The following is a 17,501-nucleotide window of genomic DNA, read 5'->3' as shown; positions in this document are numbered from 1 at the left end:
GGTGATGGGAGGCCTTGCTCCTCCCCCTGCGCAGCAGGGGGAGGTTGGGAGGGGGTCGCTCTTGACCTGAAGATCAAAAGCGAACCCCACCCCAACCCTCCCCTGCAATGCAGGGGAGGGAGCTGCTGGTGTTACTTGCCGCCGGCCATGTTGGCGTGGACGATCTGCCCGATCACCTGGTCGGCCGTGGCCAGTTGCTGCCGATAGACGTCGGTGCTGAAGGCGGGTTTGCTCGGCGATTGCTGCGCCAGCATCGGGCCGCTCTGGTCGTGCAGGCTCACGTCCACGTTCAGCGACATGCCGATGCGCAGCGGATGCTGGCCCAGCTGGGCCGGGTCGTCGAACACGATGCGCACCGGGATGCGCTGCACGATCTTGATCCAGTTGCCGGTGGCGTTCTGCGCCGGCAGCAGCGAGAACGCGCTGCCGGTACCCACGCCCAGGCTCTGCACCTTGCCCTTGTATTCCACCTTGCTGCCATAGACGTCGGACGCGATCGTCACTGGCTGGCCGATGCGCATGTGGGTGAGCTGGGTCTCCTTGAAGTTCGCATCCACCCATACGCCGCGCAGCGGCACCACCGCCATCAGCGCGGCGCCGGGCTGCACGCGCTGGCCGACCTGCACCGAGCGTTTGGCCACATAGCCGTCCACCGGCGCGACCAGGGTGGCGCGCACGTCGTCGAGGAAGGCGGCGCGCAGGCGTGCGGCGGCGGCTTGCACGTCCGGATGCGAGGCGACCACGGTGTCGTCGACCAGCACCTTGCTGGTCTGGTACTGCTGCTGCGCGGTGATCAGCGCGCTTTCCGCGGTGGTCAGCGCGTCGCTGGCGTGCGCCAGTTCCTCGGCCGAGATCGCGCCGGACTTGGCCAGCGCCACGCGCCGGTTGTAGTCGGCGCGGGCCTTGTCCACCGCGGTCTTGCGCGCGGCCACGTCGGCCTGGGCGCCGTTGACGCTGGAATACAGGCCGCGCACCTTGCGCACGGTGTTGGCGAGGTTCGCCTTCGCCTCGGCCAGCGCCACGTCGGCGTCGCTGGGGTCGAGCCGCACCAGCACGTCGCCGGCGTGCACCAGGTCACCGTCGTCGGCGCCGATGCTGACCACGGTGCCGGGCACCTGCGGGGTGATCTGCACCACGTTGCCGTTGACATAGGCGTCGTCGGTGCCCTCGTACCAGCGGCCGTCGAGGAAATACCACAACGCCCAACCGATCACTGCGAGCAGTACCACGATGCCGAGCAGGCGCAGCAGCGGACCGCGCGGGTTCTTCCTCGGCACGGCCGTGCTCTGGGCCGCGATGCCACTTGAATCAGGGGTGGACTGGCTGGACATGGGGCTGCCTCAGGAATGCGAAGGGGATGACGACGGGAAGGGAGCGGGCGCCCCGGCCTGCGGCTGGAAGCCGCCACCGAGGGCCTGGATCAATTGCACGGAAAGGTCGACCTGCTGTGCCTGCAGCGCGGCGACGCCGCGGTTGGCGGCGAGCAGTTGCTGGCGCACGACGAGCGCTTCCAGGTAGCTGCCGACGCCGGCCTGGTAGCGCTGCAGCGCCAGTTCCCAGGCCTGCTGCGCGGCGTCCTGCGCACGCTGCTGCGCGGCGAGCTGCTGCTGCACCGACTGCAGCGCGGACAGCTCGTCGGCGACCTGGTTCAGCGCGCCGACCAGGGTCTGGTTGTACTGGGCCACGGCGAGGTCGTACTGCGCATCCTTGCCGGACAGGTTCGCGCGCAATCTGCCGCCGTCGAAGATCGGCAGGCTGAGCGAGGGCCCGACCTGGTAGAACCGACCCGCCAGGCTGAGCGGGTTGTTGCCGCCCATGCTGACCACGCCGGCCATCGCGCCGATGCTGATGTCCGGCAGGAAGGCGGTCTTCGCCACCTTGATGTCCTTGCCGGCGGCTTCGACGCGCCAGCGCGCGGCGACCAGGTCGGCGCGGTGGCCGAGCAGGTCCAGCGGCAGGTTGGGCGGCACCGCCAGCGCGACCGGTGCCAGCAGCCGCGGCCGGGCGATCTGCAGCCCGCGGTCCGGGCCCTTGCCGAGCAGTACCGACAACGACGATCGCGCGGCATCGACCGCGCGTGCTGCCAGCGCCGCGTCCTGCTCGGCGGTGGCTACTTCGGCGTCGCCCTGCTTCAGCGCGATCTGATTGTCGATGCCGGCGGCGACGCGCTGGCGGGTCAGTTCACGCGACTGCTCCGCGCGTTTCAGCTCGCCGGCAGCCAGATCCTGCTGGGTGAACGCGTAACCGAGCCGGGCGTAGGCGCGGGCGACGTTGCCGGACAGCTCGATGCGCGCGGCACGGGCATCGACTTCGGCGGCGCGCGCCTGGCCAACCGCCGCTTCCCACGCGGCGCGCTTGCCGCCCCACAGATCCAGGTCCCACTTGAAGCTGGCGTAGCCGTACTTGGCCAGCGCGAAATGCGCCTTGTCGCCGAGCAGCGCGGCCGGCGGCCGGGCACCGGCGATCGCAGCGCCGCCTGTCACGCCGGGTTCGCGTGCGGCATCGGCGATGCCCGCCTCGGCCTGCGCTGCGCGGGCGCGGGCATCGGCGACGCCGAGCCCCGGGTTGTCGTGCAGCGCCTCGGCGATCAGCGCGTCGAGCTGCGGATCGCCCAGTCCGCTCCACCAGTCCGTTGCCGGCCAGGCGGCGGCCGACAGGCTGGCCAGGCTGCGATCTGCCTTCAATGAGGCAGGGTCGATCGGCGTGCCGTCCGGGTGCAGGCCGCCGCTGCTGGCACAGCCGGCCAGCGCGACGGTCAGGGCGGCGGCAGCCGCAAGTAGATGCAGACGCATGGAAAGATCCAGGGTGAAGGGGTCAGTGCTTGTCGCGAAGCGCGTGCAGCACGCGCTCCAGGTAGTCGTGCAGTTGTACCTGTTCGGCCTCGTCCAGCGAGCGCTGCGCGGCGGTCAGCACGCGGTCGTTGCAGTCGGTCAGCTCCTGCCACAGCGCGTTGCCGGTGTCGGTCAGCTCGATCCGCAGGGTGCGGCGGTCCTGCTCATGCCGGCAGCGGCGCAGGTAGCCCTTGTGCTCGAGGTGGTCGAGCTGGCGGGTCATCGCGCCGCCGTCCAGCTCCACCGAGCGGGCCAGCTCGGTGGCCGACATCGGGCCGAGCCGGGCCAGCCGCTTGAGGATCAGGAACTGGGTGAAGCTCAGGTTCAGGCCCTTGGCCGCCAGTTCCGCCTCCATCGCGCGCACGATCTCCGCGCGCACGAGGCCGAGCAGGACGCCCAGGCTTTCCCTGGGGGTGGCGAAGGCGAGCGATTCGGCGTTCATGGCCGCGCATTCTATTGCCATGAGTATATTTGTCAAGGCAAATATATGCGTATTCGGTTTTGCTTGGGCAAGCGTTTAGGCGGCGCGGGTGCGGCAGGCCTGCAGTTCGTCATGCACCAGTGCGCGCAGTGCCGGGTCGCGGATCGTGAACAGTTCGAACACGCCCAGTGCCTGCAGGATCGGCAGCAGCGCCAGCAGGCGCGGCTCGGCCTCGCGCCGCGCCGATTCCGGGGTGGCCGGATCCAGCATCAGCTGGGCATGCGCCACGAAATCGGTAAGCGCGTCGGTACGCGACGCATGGACGGGAGTGGGGACGGGGAGTAACGACATGTCGATCTCCTGGGGGGCAGGTACAAGGACGTCGGCGGCTGGCGCGTTGTGACCGGGCGGTAGTGGTGCGGGGTCGGCGGCTGGGGGTGCCGCGGATGCATGGCCGCAGGACCGGCATCACGCTCACCTGCGGATGCATGACTTGGGGGACAGGCGACGGTAGGTCGCCGCCGCTAGCATGGGAAGGCAGTCCCCACTGCTGGTACTCCCACTACCACCCGGGCATGCCCATGCGCACCTCCATGCAACGCACCGAGCTGAAGGCCTTCCTGCGCGCCCGCCGCGCCGTGCTCACCCCCGAGGCGGCCGGCCTGCCGCGCGGGCCGCGCCGGCTGACCCCGGGCCTGCGTCGCGAGGAAGTGGCGGCGCTGGCCGAGGTCGGCGTCACCTGGTACACGTGGCTGGAGCAGGGCCGCGCGATCAACGTGTCCGCCGCGGCGCTGCAGCGGATCGCGCGTGCGCTGTCGCTGTCGCCGACCGACGAGGCCTACCTGTTCGCGCTGATGGGACTGGCCCGCACCGACGTGCCGGAACACCAGTTCCAGTTGCCGGCGGTGATGCACCAGGTGCTGGACCTGTACCAGGCGCCGGCCTTCGTGCTGGACACGGTGTTCAACGTGCTGGCCTGGAACCGCATGGCCGAATGCCTGTACGGCTTCGGCGATTCCGGCGATTCCGGCGACTTTGGCGGGCCGTTCGCCGACAACCACCTGTGGAACGCGTTCATGAACCCGGCGCGGCGGCGGCTGTATCCGGATTTCGAGAACGGCGCGCTGAACCTGCTCGGCATGTTCCGCATGAACCAGGCGGCGCATCCGGAAGACCCGCGCTTCCACCAGCTGATCGAGGCGCTGGGCGCAGCCAGCGCCGAGTTCGTCGAACTGTGGCAGCGCTGCCACACGGCGCCGCTGAGCGCGATCACGGTGCCGTTCTTCCACCCCGAATTCGGCGATCTAAGCATCCACTCGATGCGCCTGCCGATCCGCGACGGCGACCACGTCGACCGCGCCACCGCGTTCTTCTTCGCGCCGGCGAACGCCGCCACGGCGGCCAGCTTTGCGCGCGTCGCGCGGCGCCTCGCCGCGGAGCAGGCCGCGCAATCGGCATGATGCGGCGAGCGGTCGCGCAGGGGCGATAATCCCCACGCCCGTATCCGCAGGAAACGAAATCATGGCCCTCATCCCGGCGCCTTGCGCGCCCCGGTCACCACGCAGTGGAAGGAGATGACGATGCATCGTCCCGAGATACATGCATTCTTCGACGAAGCCAGCCATACCTTCAGCTACGTGGCATGGGACCCGGCCACGGGCAAGGCGGCGGTGTTCGACAGCGTGCTGGATTACAACGCCGCGTCCGGGCGTACCGGGCACGCATCGGCCGATGCGCTGATCGCGTTCGTACGGACGCAGGGGCTCGATGTGGACTGGGTGATCGACACCCACGTGCATGCCGACCACCTGTCGGCGGCACCGTACGTGCAGGGGCAGCTGGGCGGCCGGCTCGGCATCGGCGAGCACATTTGCGACGTGCAGGGCACGTTCGGCGAGCTGTTCCATGCGGGCCCCGGCTTCAAGCGCGACGGCAGCCAGTTCGACCACCTGTTCAAGGACGGCGAGCGCTACTTGGTTGGCGGCATCGAGGCGGTGGCCATGCATACGCCCGGGCACACACCGGCGTGCGTGACCCACCTGCTCGGCGACGCGGCCTTCGTCGGCGACACCTTGTTCATGCCCGACTACGGCACCGCGCGCTGCGATTTCCCCGGCGGCGACGCGCGCACGCTGTACCGCTCGATCCAGCGGATATTTTCATTGCCGCAGGAAACCCGGGTGTTCCTCTGCCACGACTATAAGCCTGCCGGCCGCGACGTGTTCGTGCACGAGACCACGGTTGGCGCCGAGCGTCGCGACAACATCCACGTGCACGACGGGATCGGCGAAGATGAATTCGTGCGCATGCGCAGCGCGCGCGACGCCAGCCTGGCGATGCCGGCGCTGATCCTGCCGGCGGTGCAGGTGAACATGCGCGCGGGCCAGCTGCCGCCGGCCGAGGCCAATGGCGTGCGCTACCTGAAGATTCCACTGGATGCGTTTTGAGCGGGCGCCGATGCGGCGGCAGACTGACGGTCTACCGTCGTTGGAGTAACGCATGATCTACGTCCTGCTCAGCGTGCTGTGCAGCGTGCTGGTGTCGGTGCTGCTTAAGCTGGCGCGGCGCGCCGAGGTCGACGTAGGCCAGGCGATCGCCTGGAACTACGTGGTGGCCAGCGTACTCACTGCGTGGCTGCTGCAGCCCGCGCCGGCGAGCCTGCGCGAACCGGGCGTGCCGTGGCTGGCGCTCGCCGCGCTGGGCATCCTGCTGCCGACGATCTTCCTGGCGCTGGCCGCGTCGGTGCGCCATGCCGGCATCGTGCGCAGCGACGCGGCGCAGCGGCTGTCCTTGCTGTTCTCGCTGCTGGCCGCGTTCGCGCTGTTCGGCGAACGGCTCACCGCGTTCAAGGCGTTGGGCATCGTGCTGGGCCTGCTCGCGCTGCTGTGCATGGTCTGGCGCAGCGGGCAGAGCGCGGCGGAACGCGGCGCCGCCGGCTGGTTGTATCCGCTTCTGGTGTTCGGCGGTTTCGGTGTGATCGACATCCTGTTCAAGCGCGTGGCGCAGGCCGGCGTGCCATTGGGCGCCTCGCTGCAGGCGATGTTCGCGCTGGCCCTGCTGGTCGCCTTCGCGCTGCAACTGTGGCGGCGCGCGCGCGGGCAGATCCGCTTCACCGCGCGCAACGCACTGGCCGGTCTGCTGCTCGGCCTGGCCAACTTCGGCAACATCCTGTTCTACCTGCGCGGCCACCGGGCGCTGCCGGGGCACCCGGCGCTGGTGTTCGCCAGCATGAACCTCGGCGTGGTCGCGCTGGGCGCGCTGGTCGGCCTGCTGCTGTTCCGCGAACGGCTGAGCCGGCTCAACCTCGCCGGCGTGGCGCTGGCGCTGCTGGCGATCGGGGTGATCGCGCGGGGGTGATTGGTGGCGCCACGGAATGCATGCGGATTTAATTGCCTCCGTCCCTTTAAATCGCTCTTTAAATCGGTCCCTTTAAATCGCAGCACGCCGATGATCCGCTTGCCTAGTTTGCGACCGGTGGACCGAGTGATGGTATCGCCCGCTTCGATCTCCGTTTCACGCTTCAGACCTTGCGGCGTGAATTCATAGAACCATGCGAACGCGATCCAGAACGGGAACCCGACGGCCGCCGCAATCAGGAACCAGCGCGTCGCCCAGTCCGGCAATCCGACCGTCGGACTGAACTGCGACAAGCCCTGCCCGAACGCCCACACCGCGCCCGCGTACAGCATGCTCGCGCGGCATACGTTGCGGCGCCTGAGTTCGGAGAAATAGTGAAGGCCGGGTGCTCATGGCGTGCCGGATTTCCCTGGCGTGTATGGCAGGTCGATCTTCTTCAATACCGCCTTGAAACGAGGATCGTCGCGGATCGGATCGAACGCCCGATTCCAAAGCAGTTGTGGCGTTGCGCTGTCGCCATTGATTGCAAACTCCCCGAGAACGGCGAGGGCGTGCTCGTTTTCCCCCAGCGCGACCAGGAACAATGCGTGCACGATTGCGTCATGGCGGAGATCGACCAGCGCAGGTGACGTCTCCAGGGCCTCGACCGCGCTCGGACGCAAATGCGGATCGGCGATGCCGCGCACCAACAGCGTTCTGACATCGGGGTGGTACGGGCTCGACAGGCGCATCTGCCGTTCCGCCTCGGGATAACGGTGCAGGGAGAGATACACCCACAGCGCGATGCGGTGCTGCAGCAACCCGTTCGGATGCGCGGCCAGTGTGCTCTCGATCTGTTTCAACGCGGCATCATCGCGATGCAACACGAACAGGAGCTGCGCACGCACGGCGCCACTGATGCCGGAGAACGGATCGCGTTGCAGCGCCCGCTCGATTTCCGCCAGGGCGGGTTCGAGTTGACCAACCGCGTACAGGAATTGCGCGTATTGATCCATCGCTTCGGCGTCGCCGGGAGCCAACGCCAGCGCGCGTCGCAACGCGCGATCGGCATCGGCCCAATGCATCTGGTTGGTGTAGACGATGCCCTGCGCGACATAGGCCAGAGAGACGTCAGGATCCAGTGCAAGCGCACGTTGCGCGGCAGCCAGCGCATGCGTATCGGCGGTCTCTTCCGAAACCGATGTATACGAAGGCAGCAATGCCTGCGCTTCGGCCAGCACTGCCCATGCTTGTGCGTAGTCGGGATCAATCGTCACCGCCTGCTGGAAGGCATCAACGGCCTCGCTCACGGAACGCACGGCCAGCAGCGTCAATCCGCGCAGATAAAAATCGTGTGCGCGCGGATCAACGGCTTTTTGTGCGACGAGTGACTGACCGCTTCCGCCCGCCAACTGCACCTTGAGCTTGTCCGCGATCGCCTGGGAGATCTCATCCTCGACGGCGAAGATGCTGGTCAACTTGCGATCATATTTTTCCGACCACAGGTGATAGCCGCTACGCGTGTCGATCAGCTGCGCGGTGATGCGCACCTCGTCGCCGGATTTCTGCACGCTGCCTTCCAGCACCGTCGCGACATCCAGCACTTCACCGACCTTGCGCAAGTCCTCGGCCTTGCCCTTGAACGCGAACGCCGACGTGCGCGCGGCGACTTTCAGGTGTGGCAGCTGCGCCAGCGCATCGAGGATTTCCTCGGTGATGCCATCGCTGAAGTAGTCGTTTTTCGGATCCCCGCTCATGTTGACGAACGGCAGCACCGCGATGGATTTGGCGGGCAGTGTTGGCGCTAGGGAAGCGCCGGCGGATGGCCCGGCCGTCGGCGGGTTGGCGCGAGCCGTCGACGTGGATGCTGCAGCGACACCCTGCACCGGCTGCCTGGCGTCGTGCTGGAAATGCCACCAGCCAAGTCCCGCGATGGCTGCGACCAGCACGCCGATCAGGCCGACCGCGACGCCGGCGTGGCGCGCCGGTGATGGCGCCATCGAATCGGTGCCGATGGTGCCGTCCGTGCGCACGATGCCTCGCGGTGTGGCATCGAATGCCCATGCCAGCACCAGCGCGATCGGGAAGCCGAGCAGGACCAGCAATACCACCGCCTGATCGATCCAGTCCGGCAGGTGGAACACCGGCAGCACCTGAGTCGCCACCTGGATCAGCAGCCAGCCGACAATCGCATACGCAGCCGCCACGCGATACACGTGGCGGCGCCTGATCTCTCGCCAGAATCCCCGCTGGGCCATGTGCATGCGCCGAGTCGCGAAAGCGCGTCGTCCCTGCCCGTTCCGCGGAGGCATTCTGGCATAGAACGCGGGGCTTTCCGCTGCCCTGGGCCAGTCCGTGGCTGAGTTTTTTGCAGTTACGCAATTTTCTGCGCAATGACTTCTGGCCGATGAAAGCCGGCCGTGGTGAAGCCTAAGCTCGGCGCTTCGCCCGCCGGATGCCACCCATGCGCAAACTTCCCCTCGCCGCGGTGCTTGCCGCGTTGCTGTTCACCTCGACGGCTTTTGCCGGCACGGACAAGAAGGACGACAAGGCGGCGTCCGAGTCGAAGCCCGACGCGGCGCTGGTACAACCGCAGTCTTCGACCAGCGAGGGTTCGGTGTCGGTCGAGGGCAAGCGGGTCGACTACAAGGCGGTGGCCGGCACGCTGGTGCTGCATGGCAGTGGCGACAAGGAAGACGAGCCGCAGGTCAGCATGTTCTACGTCGCCTATTTCAAGAAAAGCGTGGCGGCGGCGAAGCGGCCGGTCACCTTCATCTACAACGGCGGTCCCGGTTCGGCCACGGTGTGGTTGCACATGGGCGCGTTCGGGCCGAAGCGGGTGGTGACCAGCGACGACAGCCACACGCCGGCGGCGCCGTACGGGCTGGTCAACAACGATTACAGCCTGCTCGACGCCTCCGACCTGGTGTTCATCGACGCCCCTGGTGCCGGCTTCAGCCGGCTGATCGCCGCCGACGCGGACAAGTCCAAGCGCGACGAGCAGATGAAGGAGCGCCGGAAGGCGACTTACGGCGTGGATGGCGATGGCCATGCGTTCGCCCAGTTCGTCACCCGCTTCCTGTCGAAATACGACCGCTGGAATTCGCCGAAGTACCTGTTCGGCGAAAGCTACGGCACCACCCGCTCGGCGGTGCTGGCGAACATCCTGGAGAACGAGGACAGCGTCGACTTGAACGGGGTGATCCTGCTCTCGCAGATCCTCAGCTTCGACACCAGCATCGACGGGCCGGAGTTCAACCCGGGCATCGACCTGCCATATGAACTGGCGCTGCCGACCTTCGCCGCTACCGCGTTCTACCACCACAAGCTGCCGCAGCAGCCGGCCGCGCTGGAGCCGTTCCTGCGCGAGGTGGAGCAGTACGCGCTGGGCGATTACGCGCAGGCGCTGATGGCTGGCTCGCGCCTGGATGTCGCGCACAGGCAGGCGGTGGCGCAGAAGCTGCACGAGTACACCGGCCTGCCGGTGGCCTACTTGCTGAAGGCGAACCTGCGCGTGACCGGCGGCATGTTCGAGCACGAGCTGCAGGCCGATGGCGACGTCACCACCGGTCGGCTGGACAGCCGCTTCGCCGGGCCGTCGATCGACCCGCTGAGCAAGGATTCCGAGTACGACCCGCAGTCCTCGGCGATCAGCTCGGCCTACGTGGCTGCGTTCAACGATTACGTGCGGCGCGACCTGAAGTTCGGCCAGGGCCGGCAGTACCGCCTGTTCGCTGACATCGACCACTGGGACTTCTCGCACAAGGCGCCCGGCGTGCACGGCGAGGCGCTGCAGTCCTCGACCAACGTGATGCCGGACCTGGCCATGGCGATGAAGACCAACCCCAACCTCAAGGTCTACCTGCACGGCGGCTACTACGATCTGGCCACGCCGTACTTTGCCGCCGACTACGAGATGCACCACCTGCCGATCCCGGCCGGCCTGGAGCGCAACATCAGCTATGCGTGGTATCCGTCCGGGCACATGGTGTACGCGCACGAGACCTCGCTGAAGCAGCTGCACGACAACGTCGCCCGCTTCATCGGGCAGACCGACAACGTCAAGTAGCCGGCTTGCGCCGGCCGCCGGCGCCGCGCCCGGACGGCGCGGCGTGCCGCGGCGCGGTGGAGCCGCGCACCACCAGTTCCGGGCTGAAGCCTTCGTTGCGGTTGTCGATCGGTTCGCCGTTGGCCGCGCGCTGCAGGTCGCCGATCAGCCGTTGCGCGGCATGCCGCGCGATCTCCTCGGTGGCCTGGCGGGCGGTGGTCAGCGCGGGCCAGGACTGCTTGGAGAACGGGCTGTCCTCGAAGCCGGCGATCGACAGTTCGTACGGCACGTTGATGCCGTCGGAGTGCGCGGCGGCCAGCACGCCGGCGGCGATCTCGTCGTTGGAGCCGAAGATCGCACTGGGCCGCTCCTTCAGCGCCAGCAGTTTGCGTGCGCCGCGGAAGCCGTCGTCGAAGGTGTAGTCGCCGGGCACGATCAGCTTGCGGTCGAGTGCGATGCCGTAGTCCTTCAGTGCATCCTCGTAGCCCTGGTAGCGCTCCTGGCTGGAACGGTGTTCACGGCCACCCCACAGGAAACCGATGCGCTGGTGGCCGAGCTGGATCAGGTGCTCGGTGATCGCGTAGGCGGCGTCGCGGTCGTCGACGTAGACGCAGGGCGAGCCGTCGGCGGGATCCTTGCGCGCGGAGATGATCCGGATGAAAGGGACCTTTGCCGCGTTCAGCGCACGAATCAATTCCGGCTGCTCGGACATCGGCGGCGCCAGCACCAGCCCGGCCAGGCGCGAGCGATGCACCAGCTCGCGCAGTTCCTCGGCCAGCTTCGACGAGGACGCGTCGCACGGATGGATCTGCAGGCCGAAGCCGCTCGAACGGCACGCCGCCAGCGCGCCGCGCTGCAGGTTGATGATGTAGTGCGCGTTGGGATTGTCGTAGACCAGGCCGATCGCATAGGCACGCGTGCTGCGCAGGCTGCGCGCGGAAGGGTCGGGCTGGTAGCCGAGCGCGTCGATCTCGCGCTGCACCTTCTCGCGTGTGCGCGCATGCACCGAAGGCTCGTTGTTGATCACGCGCGAGACGGTCTTCAGCGAGACGCCGGCCCGTTCTGCGACGTCCTTGATGGTGGCGCTGCGCACCCGCTGAACCTCGTGTATCGAAAGGGTTGGTCGCCGGTCGCGCCAGGGTGCCGGCGGCGCCGCACGCGTCGGTGCGGCGGCGCGAACATCCTAGCTTAGTTCACGCCGCCCGGTGCTGGCCGACGCGGTGGCCGGCCAGCCCGTAGTACAGGATGTACAGGTAGCACGGCACCATCAGCAGCGCGAACGCGAGCTGGAAATCGACGTGCTGCTTCAGGTGCACGAACAGCTGCGGCACCACCGCGCCGCCGGCGATCGCCATGATCAGCAGCGCCGAGCCGCGTTCGGTGAGACTGCCCAGGCCCTTGATCGCCAGCGGGAAGATCGCCGGCCACATCATCGCGTTGGCGAAGCCGAGCGCGGCGACGAAGCCGACCGAGACGTAGCCGTGGCTGAGGTAGGCGCCGATCGAGAACAGCACGCCGAGCACCGCCGAGATCGCCAGGTAGCGCTGCTGCGACACGAAGCGCGGGATCAGTAGCAGGCCGGCGACGTAGCCGATCAGCATGCCGCTCAGGGTGAACGCAGTGAAGATCTTGGTGCGCTCCAGCGGCAGGTGGAAGCCCGCGCCGTAAGTGCCGATCGCATCGCCGGCCATCACCTCCACGCCGACGTAGAGGAACAGGCACAGCACGCCCAGCCACAGGTGCGGGAAGCTGAAGATGCTGCCGTGCCGGTGCCCGATCGCCCGTTCGCTGTTCGCGCCGTCGGGCCGGATCTCCGGCAGCGACGAGCGCGCGATCCAGATCGCCAGCAGCACCAGCAGGCCGGCCATGACCATGTACGGCAGGTGCACCTTGCCGGCGAACGCGTTGAGCAGGGCCTCGCGTGCTTCCGCCGTCGGTGCCGCCTGGACCTGTTCGCCGAAGGTGCCAATGCCGCTGAGCACCAGCGCGCCGAACGCGAACGGGGCGATCACGCCCGCGGCCTTGTTGCAGATGCCCATGAACGCGATGCGCTGCGCCGCGCTGTCGATCGGGCCGAGGATGCTGATGTACGGGTTCGACGCGGTCTGCAGCAGCGACAGCCCGGCGCCGATCACGAACAGCCCGGTCAGCGCGCCGGCGAACTCGCGCCAGCTGACGAACTGGCCGAACAGCACCGCGCCGATCGCCATCACGAACAGGCCCAGCGCCATACCCTTCTTCATGCCGGTGCGGCGCAGGATCAGCGATGCGGGCAGCGAGAACACCAGGTACGACACGTAGAACGCCGACGGCACCAGGAACGCATAGACATCCTCGACCTGGAACGCCAGCTTGACGAAGGTGATCAGCGGCCCGTTGAGCCAGGTGACGAAACCGAAGATGAAGAACAGCAGGCCGATGATCAGCATCGGACCGAGGTGGGTGCGATCGGACGGCGCTGCCGCCAGCGTGGTTGCCATGGATGGTTCTCCCCGGAGTCGCCGTGCCGCGCCGGTCGGGTGACCGGGACAGGCAGGAATGTCTCTTTAATTGCCGAAAAGTGCAACGTTGTCAATCCATCGCCCTGCTTGGCCCCGGATGCATGGTCGTGGCCGCACCGTTTGGACGGCCATCGCGAGCCACCATTGTGGCGATGCAGCAGGTCGCGATCTCATGGCGTAATTGCATGCATATGCGCTGTATAAAGCCATTCATGCGATCTCATGAGGTGCGGCTCAGGAGTGCCATGACAGCTATGCTGCGTCGCCGTATCGAATGTCCGGAAAATTATTGTCCGCCCGGTTGACAACGTTGTCATTTTGACAGCAGACTCCGCCCGAATCAGGCCGTACCCGGCTCGCGTCTGCGCAGCCGGGTCGGGGAGTCACCGGCCACGGGAGAACGTAGTGGGGGAAGTCGCGAACCAGCGTCATGCGGCGGCAGTGTCGGCGACGGCCGTAGCCGGGGCGTCGGCAGCGAACGGAGTCGGCGCGTCAGGGCCGGGTCCGCAGCAGCCGTTCCTGGCCGCCGACGTCGGCGGCACGCATGCGCGCATCGGTCTGGTCGTCGGCAATGCGAACGGCCGTCGCCCGGTCAGCGTGCTGCACTACCACCGCTACGGCTGCGCCGACTGGTCCGGCCTCGCCGCGATGCTGCAGGATTTCGTCGCGCAGCTGGCGAACACGCCGCATGCAGCGCTGCGCGGCGAGTTGCGTCACTGCGCGGTGGCCTGCGCCGGCTACGTGCTGGACGACGCGATCGTCAACGGCAACCTGCCGTGGCCGGTGTCGATCAGCGAGATCAGCGACGGCCTCGGCATCCAGCGGCTGGCGGTGATCAACGATTTCGAGGCGGTTGCCTACGCCACCCAGTTCATCGCGGTCGACGAGACCCGGCCGATCATCGAGACCACGCAACCGGCGGCCAGCGGGCCGGTGTTGGTGATGGGTCCGGGCACCGGGCTGGGTTCGGCAGTGCTGCTGCCGGGCCACCCGCGCGCGCATGTACTGGCCACCGAGGCGGGCCAGGTGTCGCTGGCGCCGGGCAACGAACGCGAGATCGAGATCCTGCGCCTGTTCCGCCGCGAACGCGCGCACGTGTCGTTCGAGGATGCACTGTCCGGCCCGGGCCTGCTGAAACTCTACGGCGCGCTGTGCGAACTGCGCGGCAGCCGTTCGTGCCTGCTGACCCCGGCCGAAGTCACCGCCGCCGCACTGGCCGGCAGCGACGGCGCCGCGGTGGAAGCGCTGGAGGTGTTCTGCGGCCTGCTCGGCAGCTTCGTCGGCGACCTGGTGCTGCTGTACGGCGCCCGCGGCGGGGTCTACCTGGCCGGCGGCATCCTGCCGCAGATCCAGCCGTTCCTGCTGTCCAGCAGCTTCGCCGAACGCTACTTCAACAAGGGCGTGATGCGCGCCTATCTGCAACAGGTTCCGGTACGACTGATCGAGCACGGCCAGCTTGGTGTCATTGGCGCCGCAGGCTGGTTTCTGGATGAGCGTTCATCAGGAGAGTGAGACCAACGCCATCCGGTGACACGGCGCCAAGCCAAACCACTACACAACGTCCGCGACCGTCGTCATGCCGGTCCTGATTCAAGCCAGCCTCTGAGGGGAGGAGATCATGAATTACCGCAAGACATTGCTAGCCGCGAGCATCATCACCGGCCTGTGCGTATCCGGTGCGATCTATGCGCAGGACGCCACGCCGAGCGGCACCACCACCCAGAGCCGCGCCGACAAGGCGAAGGCGAAGGAGCTCGGTACGGTCATCGTCACCGGCATCCGCGACAGCGAGGCCGAATCGCTGGCGCTGAAGAAGGACGCGGCCTCGCACGTCGAGGTCGTCACCGCCGAGGACATCGGCAAGCTGCCGGCCAAGAACGTGGCCGACACGCTGCAGCGCCTGCCCGGCGTCAACATCAGCTCGTCCAGCGCCAGCGAAGGCGGCTTCGACGAGAGCGATCGCGTCAGCCTGCGCGGCACCGCGCCCAGCCTTACCCAGACCCTGGTCAACGGCCACAGCGTGGGCACCGGCGACTGGTTCGTGCTGAGCCAGGTGCAGACGGTGGGGCGCAGCGTGAGCTACACCTTGCTGCCGTCGGAGATCGTCAGCCAGGTGGTGGTGCACAAGACCTCCGAGGCCAGCATCGTCGAAGGCGGCAGCGCCGGCTCGGTCGACATCATCACGCGCAAGCCGCTGGAGTTCGCCAAGCCAGTCACCGCCGAAGCGTCGATCGGCGGCGTGTATTCGGACCTGCCCGGCGACACCAAGCCGCAGTTCAGCGGCCTGTTCAACTGGAAGAACGACGCCAACACCGTCGGCGTGATGGTGCAGGGCTTCTACGAGAAGCGCAGCCTGCAGCGCAACGGCCAGGAGGTGGTGGGCGGCTACCTGCCGACCACGGTCGGCGGCAACACCGTGTACTACCCGAACGAAATCGGCGCGGTGCTGTTCACCCAGCAGCGCGAGCGCAAGGGCGGCGTGATCGACTTCGAGATCAAGCCGACCGACAACCTCACGCTCGACCTCAACGGCTTCTACTCCAAGCTCAAGGCCGACAACTACAACCGCAACTACATGATGTGGGCCAGCAGTGCGCTGGCCAGCGGCGGCGTGCTGACCGCCAATTCGATCAACAACAACGTGGTCACCAGCGGTTCGATCGCCGGCGGCACCGGCGCCTATGGCGTGTACGACCAGATCTCGCGCCCCGGTGCGTCGTCCGAGTCGAAGTACCTCACGCTCAGCGCCGACTGGCGCGCCACCGACCACCTCGATATCAAGGGCCAGGTCGGTACCACCCGCGGCACCGGCTCCAGCCCGACCCAGGACGTGATCGAACTGGGCACCGCCAGCGGCGCCGGCGCCAGCTGGGACATGCGCGGCATCGGTCAGCCGATCAACTGGACGCTGGGCGGCGACAACAGCTCGCCGTCGGGCATCCTGCCGTCGGCCGGCTGGATCTTCGGCGGCCAGGGCATCAAGGTGAAGGACAAGGAGGACTGGGCGCAGTTCGACGGCGAGCTCAGCTTCGACGGCGGCGCGCTCACCTCGCTGCAGTTCGGCGGCCGCTACGCCAAGCACACCCGCGAGAATCCGTTCGAGGTGGCGCAGGGTCCGAACTGGGCTTCCGACTGGCAGAACCCGGCCGCCTATCCGACCGGCACCTACAGCAGCTATCCGGGCGGCTTCAACGGCTCGCTCGGCGGCAGCTTCCCGGGTCCGATCTGGTACTGGACACCGGCCCAGCTGGCGCAGATCGACGCGAAGTTCGCCAACCGCGATCCCGTCTCGCGCTTCTACTTCAACGACGTCTACAAGGTCGAGGAGAAGGATTCGGCCGCCTACCTGCAGCTGAATTTCGAGTCCGGCATCGCCAGCGGCAACGTCGGCGTGCGCTACGTGAAGACCAAGGAGGACATCGGCTACACCAGCACGGCGCCCGATGCCGAGGCGACCACGGTGACCGGTCCGATCACCGGTTCGGCCTTCGGCGATTACTACTGGAACACCTATCGGCACGACTACGGCAAGTTCCTGCCCAGCGCCAACCTGAAGCTCGCCGTCACCGACGACCTGCTGCTGCGCTTCGCCGCGTCGCAGACCATGACCCGCCCGGACTACTCGGCCCTGGCCGGCTATGTGTCGGCCGACGACCTCACCCACACCGGCAGCGGCGGCAATCCGCAGCTCAAGCCGCTGGTATCGAGCAACTTCGACGCGGCGGTGGAATGGTACTTCGCGCCACGCGGCCTGCTGTCGGCCGGCGTGTATGCGATGAACCTGAAGGACTACGTCAACTTCGGCAACGAGACGCGCAGCTTCAAGGACATGCAGGCCAGCCAGGCGGCCGGCCACGATGTGTTCTCGAACTACCTGATCAGCGTGCCACGCAACGTCAACGGCCAGGTCCGCGGCGTGGAGCTGAACTATATCCAGCCGATCGGCGACAACTTCGGCGTGCAGGCCAACTACACCTACGCCGACGCCCATGCCACCGGCGACAAGCCGCTGCAGGGCGCCTCGAAGAACACCTACAACGTGTCGGGCTACTTCGAGAACCAGCGCTTCAACGCCCGCGTCAGCTACACCTACCGCTCGCAGTTCTACGCCGGCGTCAGCCGCACCGACACCTACTTCCAGCAGGGCATCGGCAACCTCGCCGCGTCGTTCGGCGTGAACATCACCGACTGGATGTCGCTGTCGCTGGACGCGATGAACCTCAACAAGCCCAAGCTGAAGTACTACACCCAGAACGCGGCCTACGGGAAACAGCCGTATGCGTTCTACGACAACGGTCGGCAGTACTACCTGAGCCTGCGCTTCAAGCTCTGAACCGTTTCACCTGACGCGAGCCATGGACGGC

The 17,501-nt window shown here is 67.4% G+C and carries 13 protein-coding genes; 6 read left to right on the top strand and 7 right to left on the bottom strand.

What is annotated here, in order from left to right; translation table 11 throughout:
- Positions 1–131: 131 nt before the first annotated feature.
- The 4 genes from IMW82_RS15625 to IMW82_RS15610 form a co-directional block, all read right to left on the bottom strand.
- Entirely contained in the window at positions 132–1,331 is a 1,200-nt protein-coding gene (locus IMW82_RS15625) for an HlyD family efflux transporter periplasmic adaptor subunit (RefSeq protein WP_108472185.1), read from the bottom strand.
- 9 nt (positions 1,332–1,340) lie between these two features.
- Positions 1,341–2,792 carry an efflux transporter outer membrane subunit gene (locus IMW82_RS15620; protein ID WP_211005218.1) on the bottom strand — a complete coding sequence of 484 codons (1,452 nt, stop codon included), beginning with the start codon at positions 2,790–2,792 and terminating at the stop codon, positions 1,341–1,343.
- A gap of 22 nt (positions 2,793–2,814) precedes the next feature.
- Positions 2,815–3,273, bottom strand: a complete 459-nt coding sequence (locus IMW82_RS15615) for a MarR family transcriptional regulator (protein ID WP_108472183.1) — start codon at positions 3,271–3,273, stop codon at positions 2,815–2,817.
- A 75-nt stretch (positions 3,274–3,348) separates the two neighbouring features.
- Positions 3,349–3,603, bottom strand: a complete 255-nt coding sequence (locus tag IMW82_RS15610) for a hypothetical protein (protein WP_108472182.1) — start codon at positions 3,601–3,603, stop codon at positions 3,349–3,351.
- Positions 3,604–3,833: 230 nt separating this feature from the next.
- Here IMW82_RS15610 and IMW82_RS15605 point away from each other — a divergent pair, with 230 nt between their 5' ends.
- The 3 genes from IMW82_RS15605 to IMW82_RS15595 all read left to right on the top strand — a co-directional run bounded on the left by IMW82_RS15605 (position 3,834) and on the right by IMW82_RS15595 (position 6,609).
- Positions 3,834–4,712 carry a helix-turn-helix transcriptional regulator gene (locus IMW82_RS15605; RefSeq protein WP_244754373.1) on the top strand — a complete coding sequence of 293 codons (879 nt, stop codon included), beginning with the start codon at positions 3,834–3,836 and terminating at the stop codon, positions 4,710–4,712.
- Between the two features lie 120 nt (positions 4,713–4,832).
- Entirely contained in the window at positions 4,833–5,699 is an 867-nt protein-coding gene (locus tag IMW82_RS15600) for an MBL fold metallo-hydrolase (RefSeq protein ID WP_211005217.1), read from the top strand.
- A 52-nt stretch (positions 5,700–5,751) separates the two neighbouring features.
- Positions 5,752–6,609, top strand: a complete 858-nt coding sequence (locus tag IMW82_RS15595; protein WP_211005216.1) for an EamA family transporter — start codon at positions 5,752–5,754, stop codon at positions 6,607–6,609.
- Positions 6,610–6,998: 389 nt separating this feature from the next.
- Here the strand turns inward: IMW82_RS15595 and IMW82_RS15590 are convergent, their stop codons facing one another.
- Positions 6,999–8,852 carry a hypothetical protein gene (locus IMW82_RS15590; RefSeq protein WP_211005215.1) on the bottom strand — a complete coding sequence of 618 codons (1,854 nt, stop codon included), beginning with the start codon at positions 8,850–8,852 and terminating at the stop codon, positions 6,999–7,001.
- A 200-nt stretch (positions 8,853–9,052) separates the two neighbouring features.
- Here IMW82_RS15590 and IMW82_RS15585 point away from each other — a divergent pair, with 200 nt between their 5' ends.
- Positions 9,053–10,657: a peptidase S10 gene (locus IMW82_RS15585; RefSeq protein ID WP_211005214.1), complete on the top strand. Its 1,605-nt coding sequence runs from the start codon at positions 9,053–9,055 to the stop codon at positions 10,655–10,657.
- Here IMW82_RS15585 and IMW82_RS15580 read toward each other — a convergent pair.
- The gene (locus IMW82_RS15580) at positions 10,650–11,729 is read right to left on the bottom strand and encodes a LacI family DNA-binding transcriptional regulator (RefSeq protein ID WP_211005213.1); all 1,080 of its coding nucleotides are present in this window, start codon (positions 11,727–11,729) and stop codon (positions 10,650–10,652) included. The two genes, IMW82_RS15585 and IMW82_RS15580, sit on opposite strands and share 8 nt — an antisense overlap.
- A gap of 100 nt (positions 11,730–11,829) precedes the next feature.
- Positions 11,830–13,116 carry a sugar MFS transporter gene (locus IMW82_RS15575; protein WP_211005212.1) on the bottom strand — a complete coding sequence of 429 codons (1,287 nt, stop codon included), beginning with the start codon at positions 13,114–13,116 and terminating at the stop codon, positions 11,830–11,832.
- A gap of 426 nt (positions 13,117–13,542) precedes the next feature.
- Here IMW82_RS15575 and glk point away from each other — a divergent pair, with 426 nt between their 5' ends.
- Both glk and IMW82_RS15565 read left to right on the top strand, forming a co-directional pair.
- Positions 13,543–14,649, top strand: coding sequence for a glucokinase (gene glk / locus IMW82_RS15570; RefSeq protein ID WP_211005211.1), 1,107 nt, complete (start codon positions 13,543–13,545; stop codon positions 14,647–14,649).
- 106 nt (positions 14,650–14,755) lie between these two features.
- Positions 14,756–17,470 carry a TonB-dependent receptor gene (locus tag IMW82_RS15565; protein ID WP_211005210.1) on the top strand — a complete coding sequence of 905 codons (2,715 nt, stop codon included), beginning with the start codon at positions 14,756–14,758 and terminating at the stop codon, positions 17,468–17,470.
- Positions 17,471–17,501 lie beyond the last annotated feature (31 nt).

Source organism: Rhodanobacter sp. B2A1Ga4 (assembly GCF_018101315.1).
In the GTDB taxonomy this organism is placed as follows: Bacteria; Pseudomonadota; Gammaproteobacteria; order Xanthomonadales; family Rhodanobacteraceae; genus Rhodanobacter; species Rhodanobacter thiooxydans_A.
Note: the sequence above shows the minus strand (reverse complement) of the source record. Positions and strands in the feature narration are given on the sequence as shown.

What these genes read in the sequence shown, in the direction of transcription:
- IMW82_RS15625 (WP_108472185.1), bottom strand. Translation starts at nt 1,331, where the DNA reads ATGTCCAGCCAGTCCACCCCTGATTCAAGTGGCATCGCGGCCCAGAGC.
- IMW82_RS15620 (WP_211005218.1), bottom strand. Translation starts at nt 2,792, where the DNA reads ATGCGTCTGCATCTACTTGCGGCTGCCGCCGCCCTGACCGTCGCGCTG.
- IMW82_RS15615 (WP_108472183.1), bottom strand. Translation starts at nt 3,273, where the DNA reads ATGAACGCCGAATCGCTCGCCTTCGCCACCCCCAGGGAAAGCCTGGGC.
- IMW82_RS15610 (WP_108472182.1), bottom strand. Translation starts at nt 3,603, where the DNA reads ATGTCGTTACTCCCCGTCCCCACTCCCGTCCATGCGTCGCGTACCGAC.
- IMW82_RS15605 (WP_244754373.1), top strand. Translation starts at nt 3,834, where the DNA reads ATGCGCACCTCCATGCAACGCACCGAGCTGAAGGCCTTCCTGCGCGCC.
- IMW82_RS15600 (WP_211005217.1), top strand. Translation starts at nt 4,833, where the DNA reads ATGCATCGTCCCGAGATACATGCATTCTTCGACGAAGCCAGCCATACC.
- IMW82_RS15595 (WP_211005216.1), top strand. Translation starts at nt 5,752, where the DNA reads ATGATCTACGTCCTGCTCAGCGTGCTGTGCAGCGTGCTGGTGTCGGTG.
- IMW82_RS15590 (WP_211005215.1), bottom strand. Translation starts at nt 8,852, where the DNA reads ATGCACATGGCCCAGCGGGGATTCTGGCGAGAGATCAGGCGCCGCCAC.
- IMW82_RS15585 (WP_211005214.1), top strand. Translation starts at nt 9,053, where the DNA reads ATGCGCAAACTTCCCCTCGCCGCGGTGCTTGCCGCGTTGCTGTTCACC.
- IMW82_RS15575 (WP_211005212.1), bottom strand. Translation starts at nt 13,116, where the DNA reads ATGGCAACCACGCTGGCGGCAGCGCCGTCCGATCGCACCCACCTCGGT.
- IMW82_RS15565 (WP_211005210.1), top strand. Translation starts at nt 14,756, where the DNA reads ATGAATTACCGCAAGACATTGCTAGCCGCGAGCATCATCACCGGCCTG.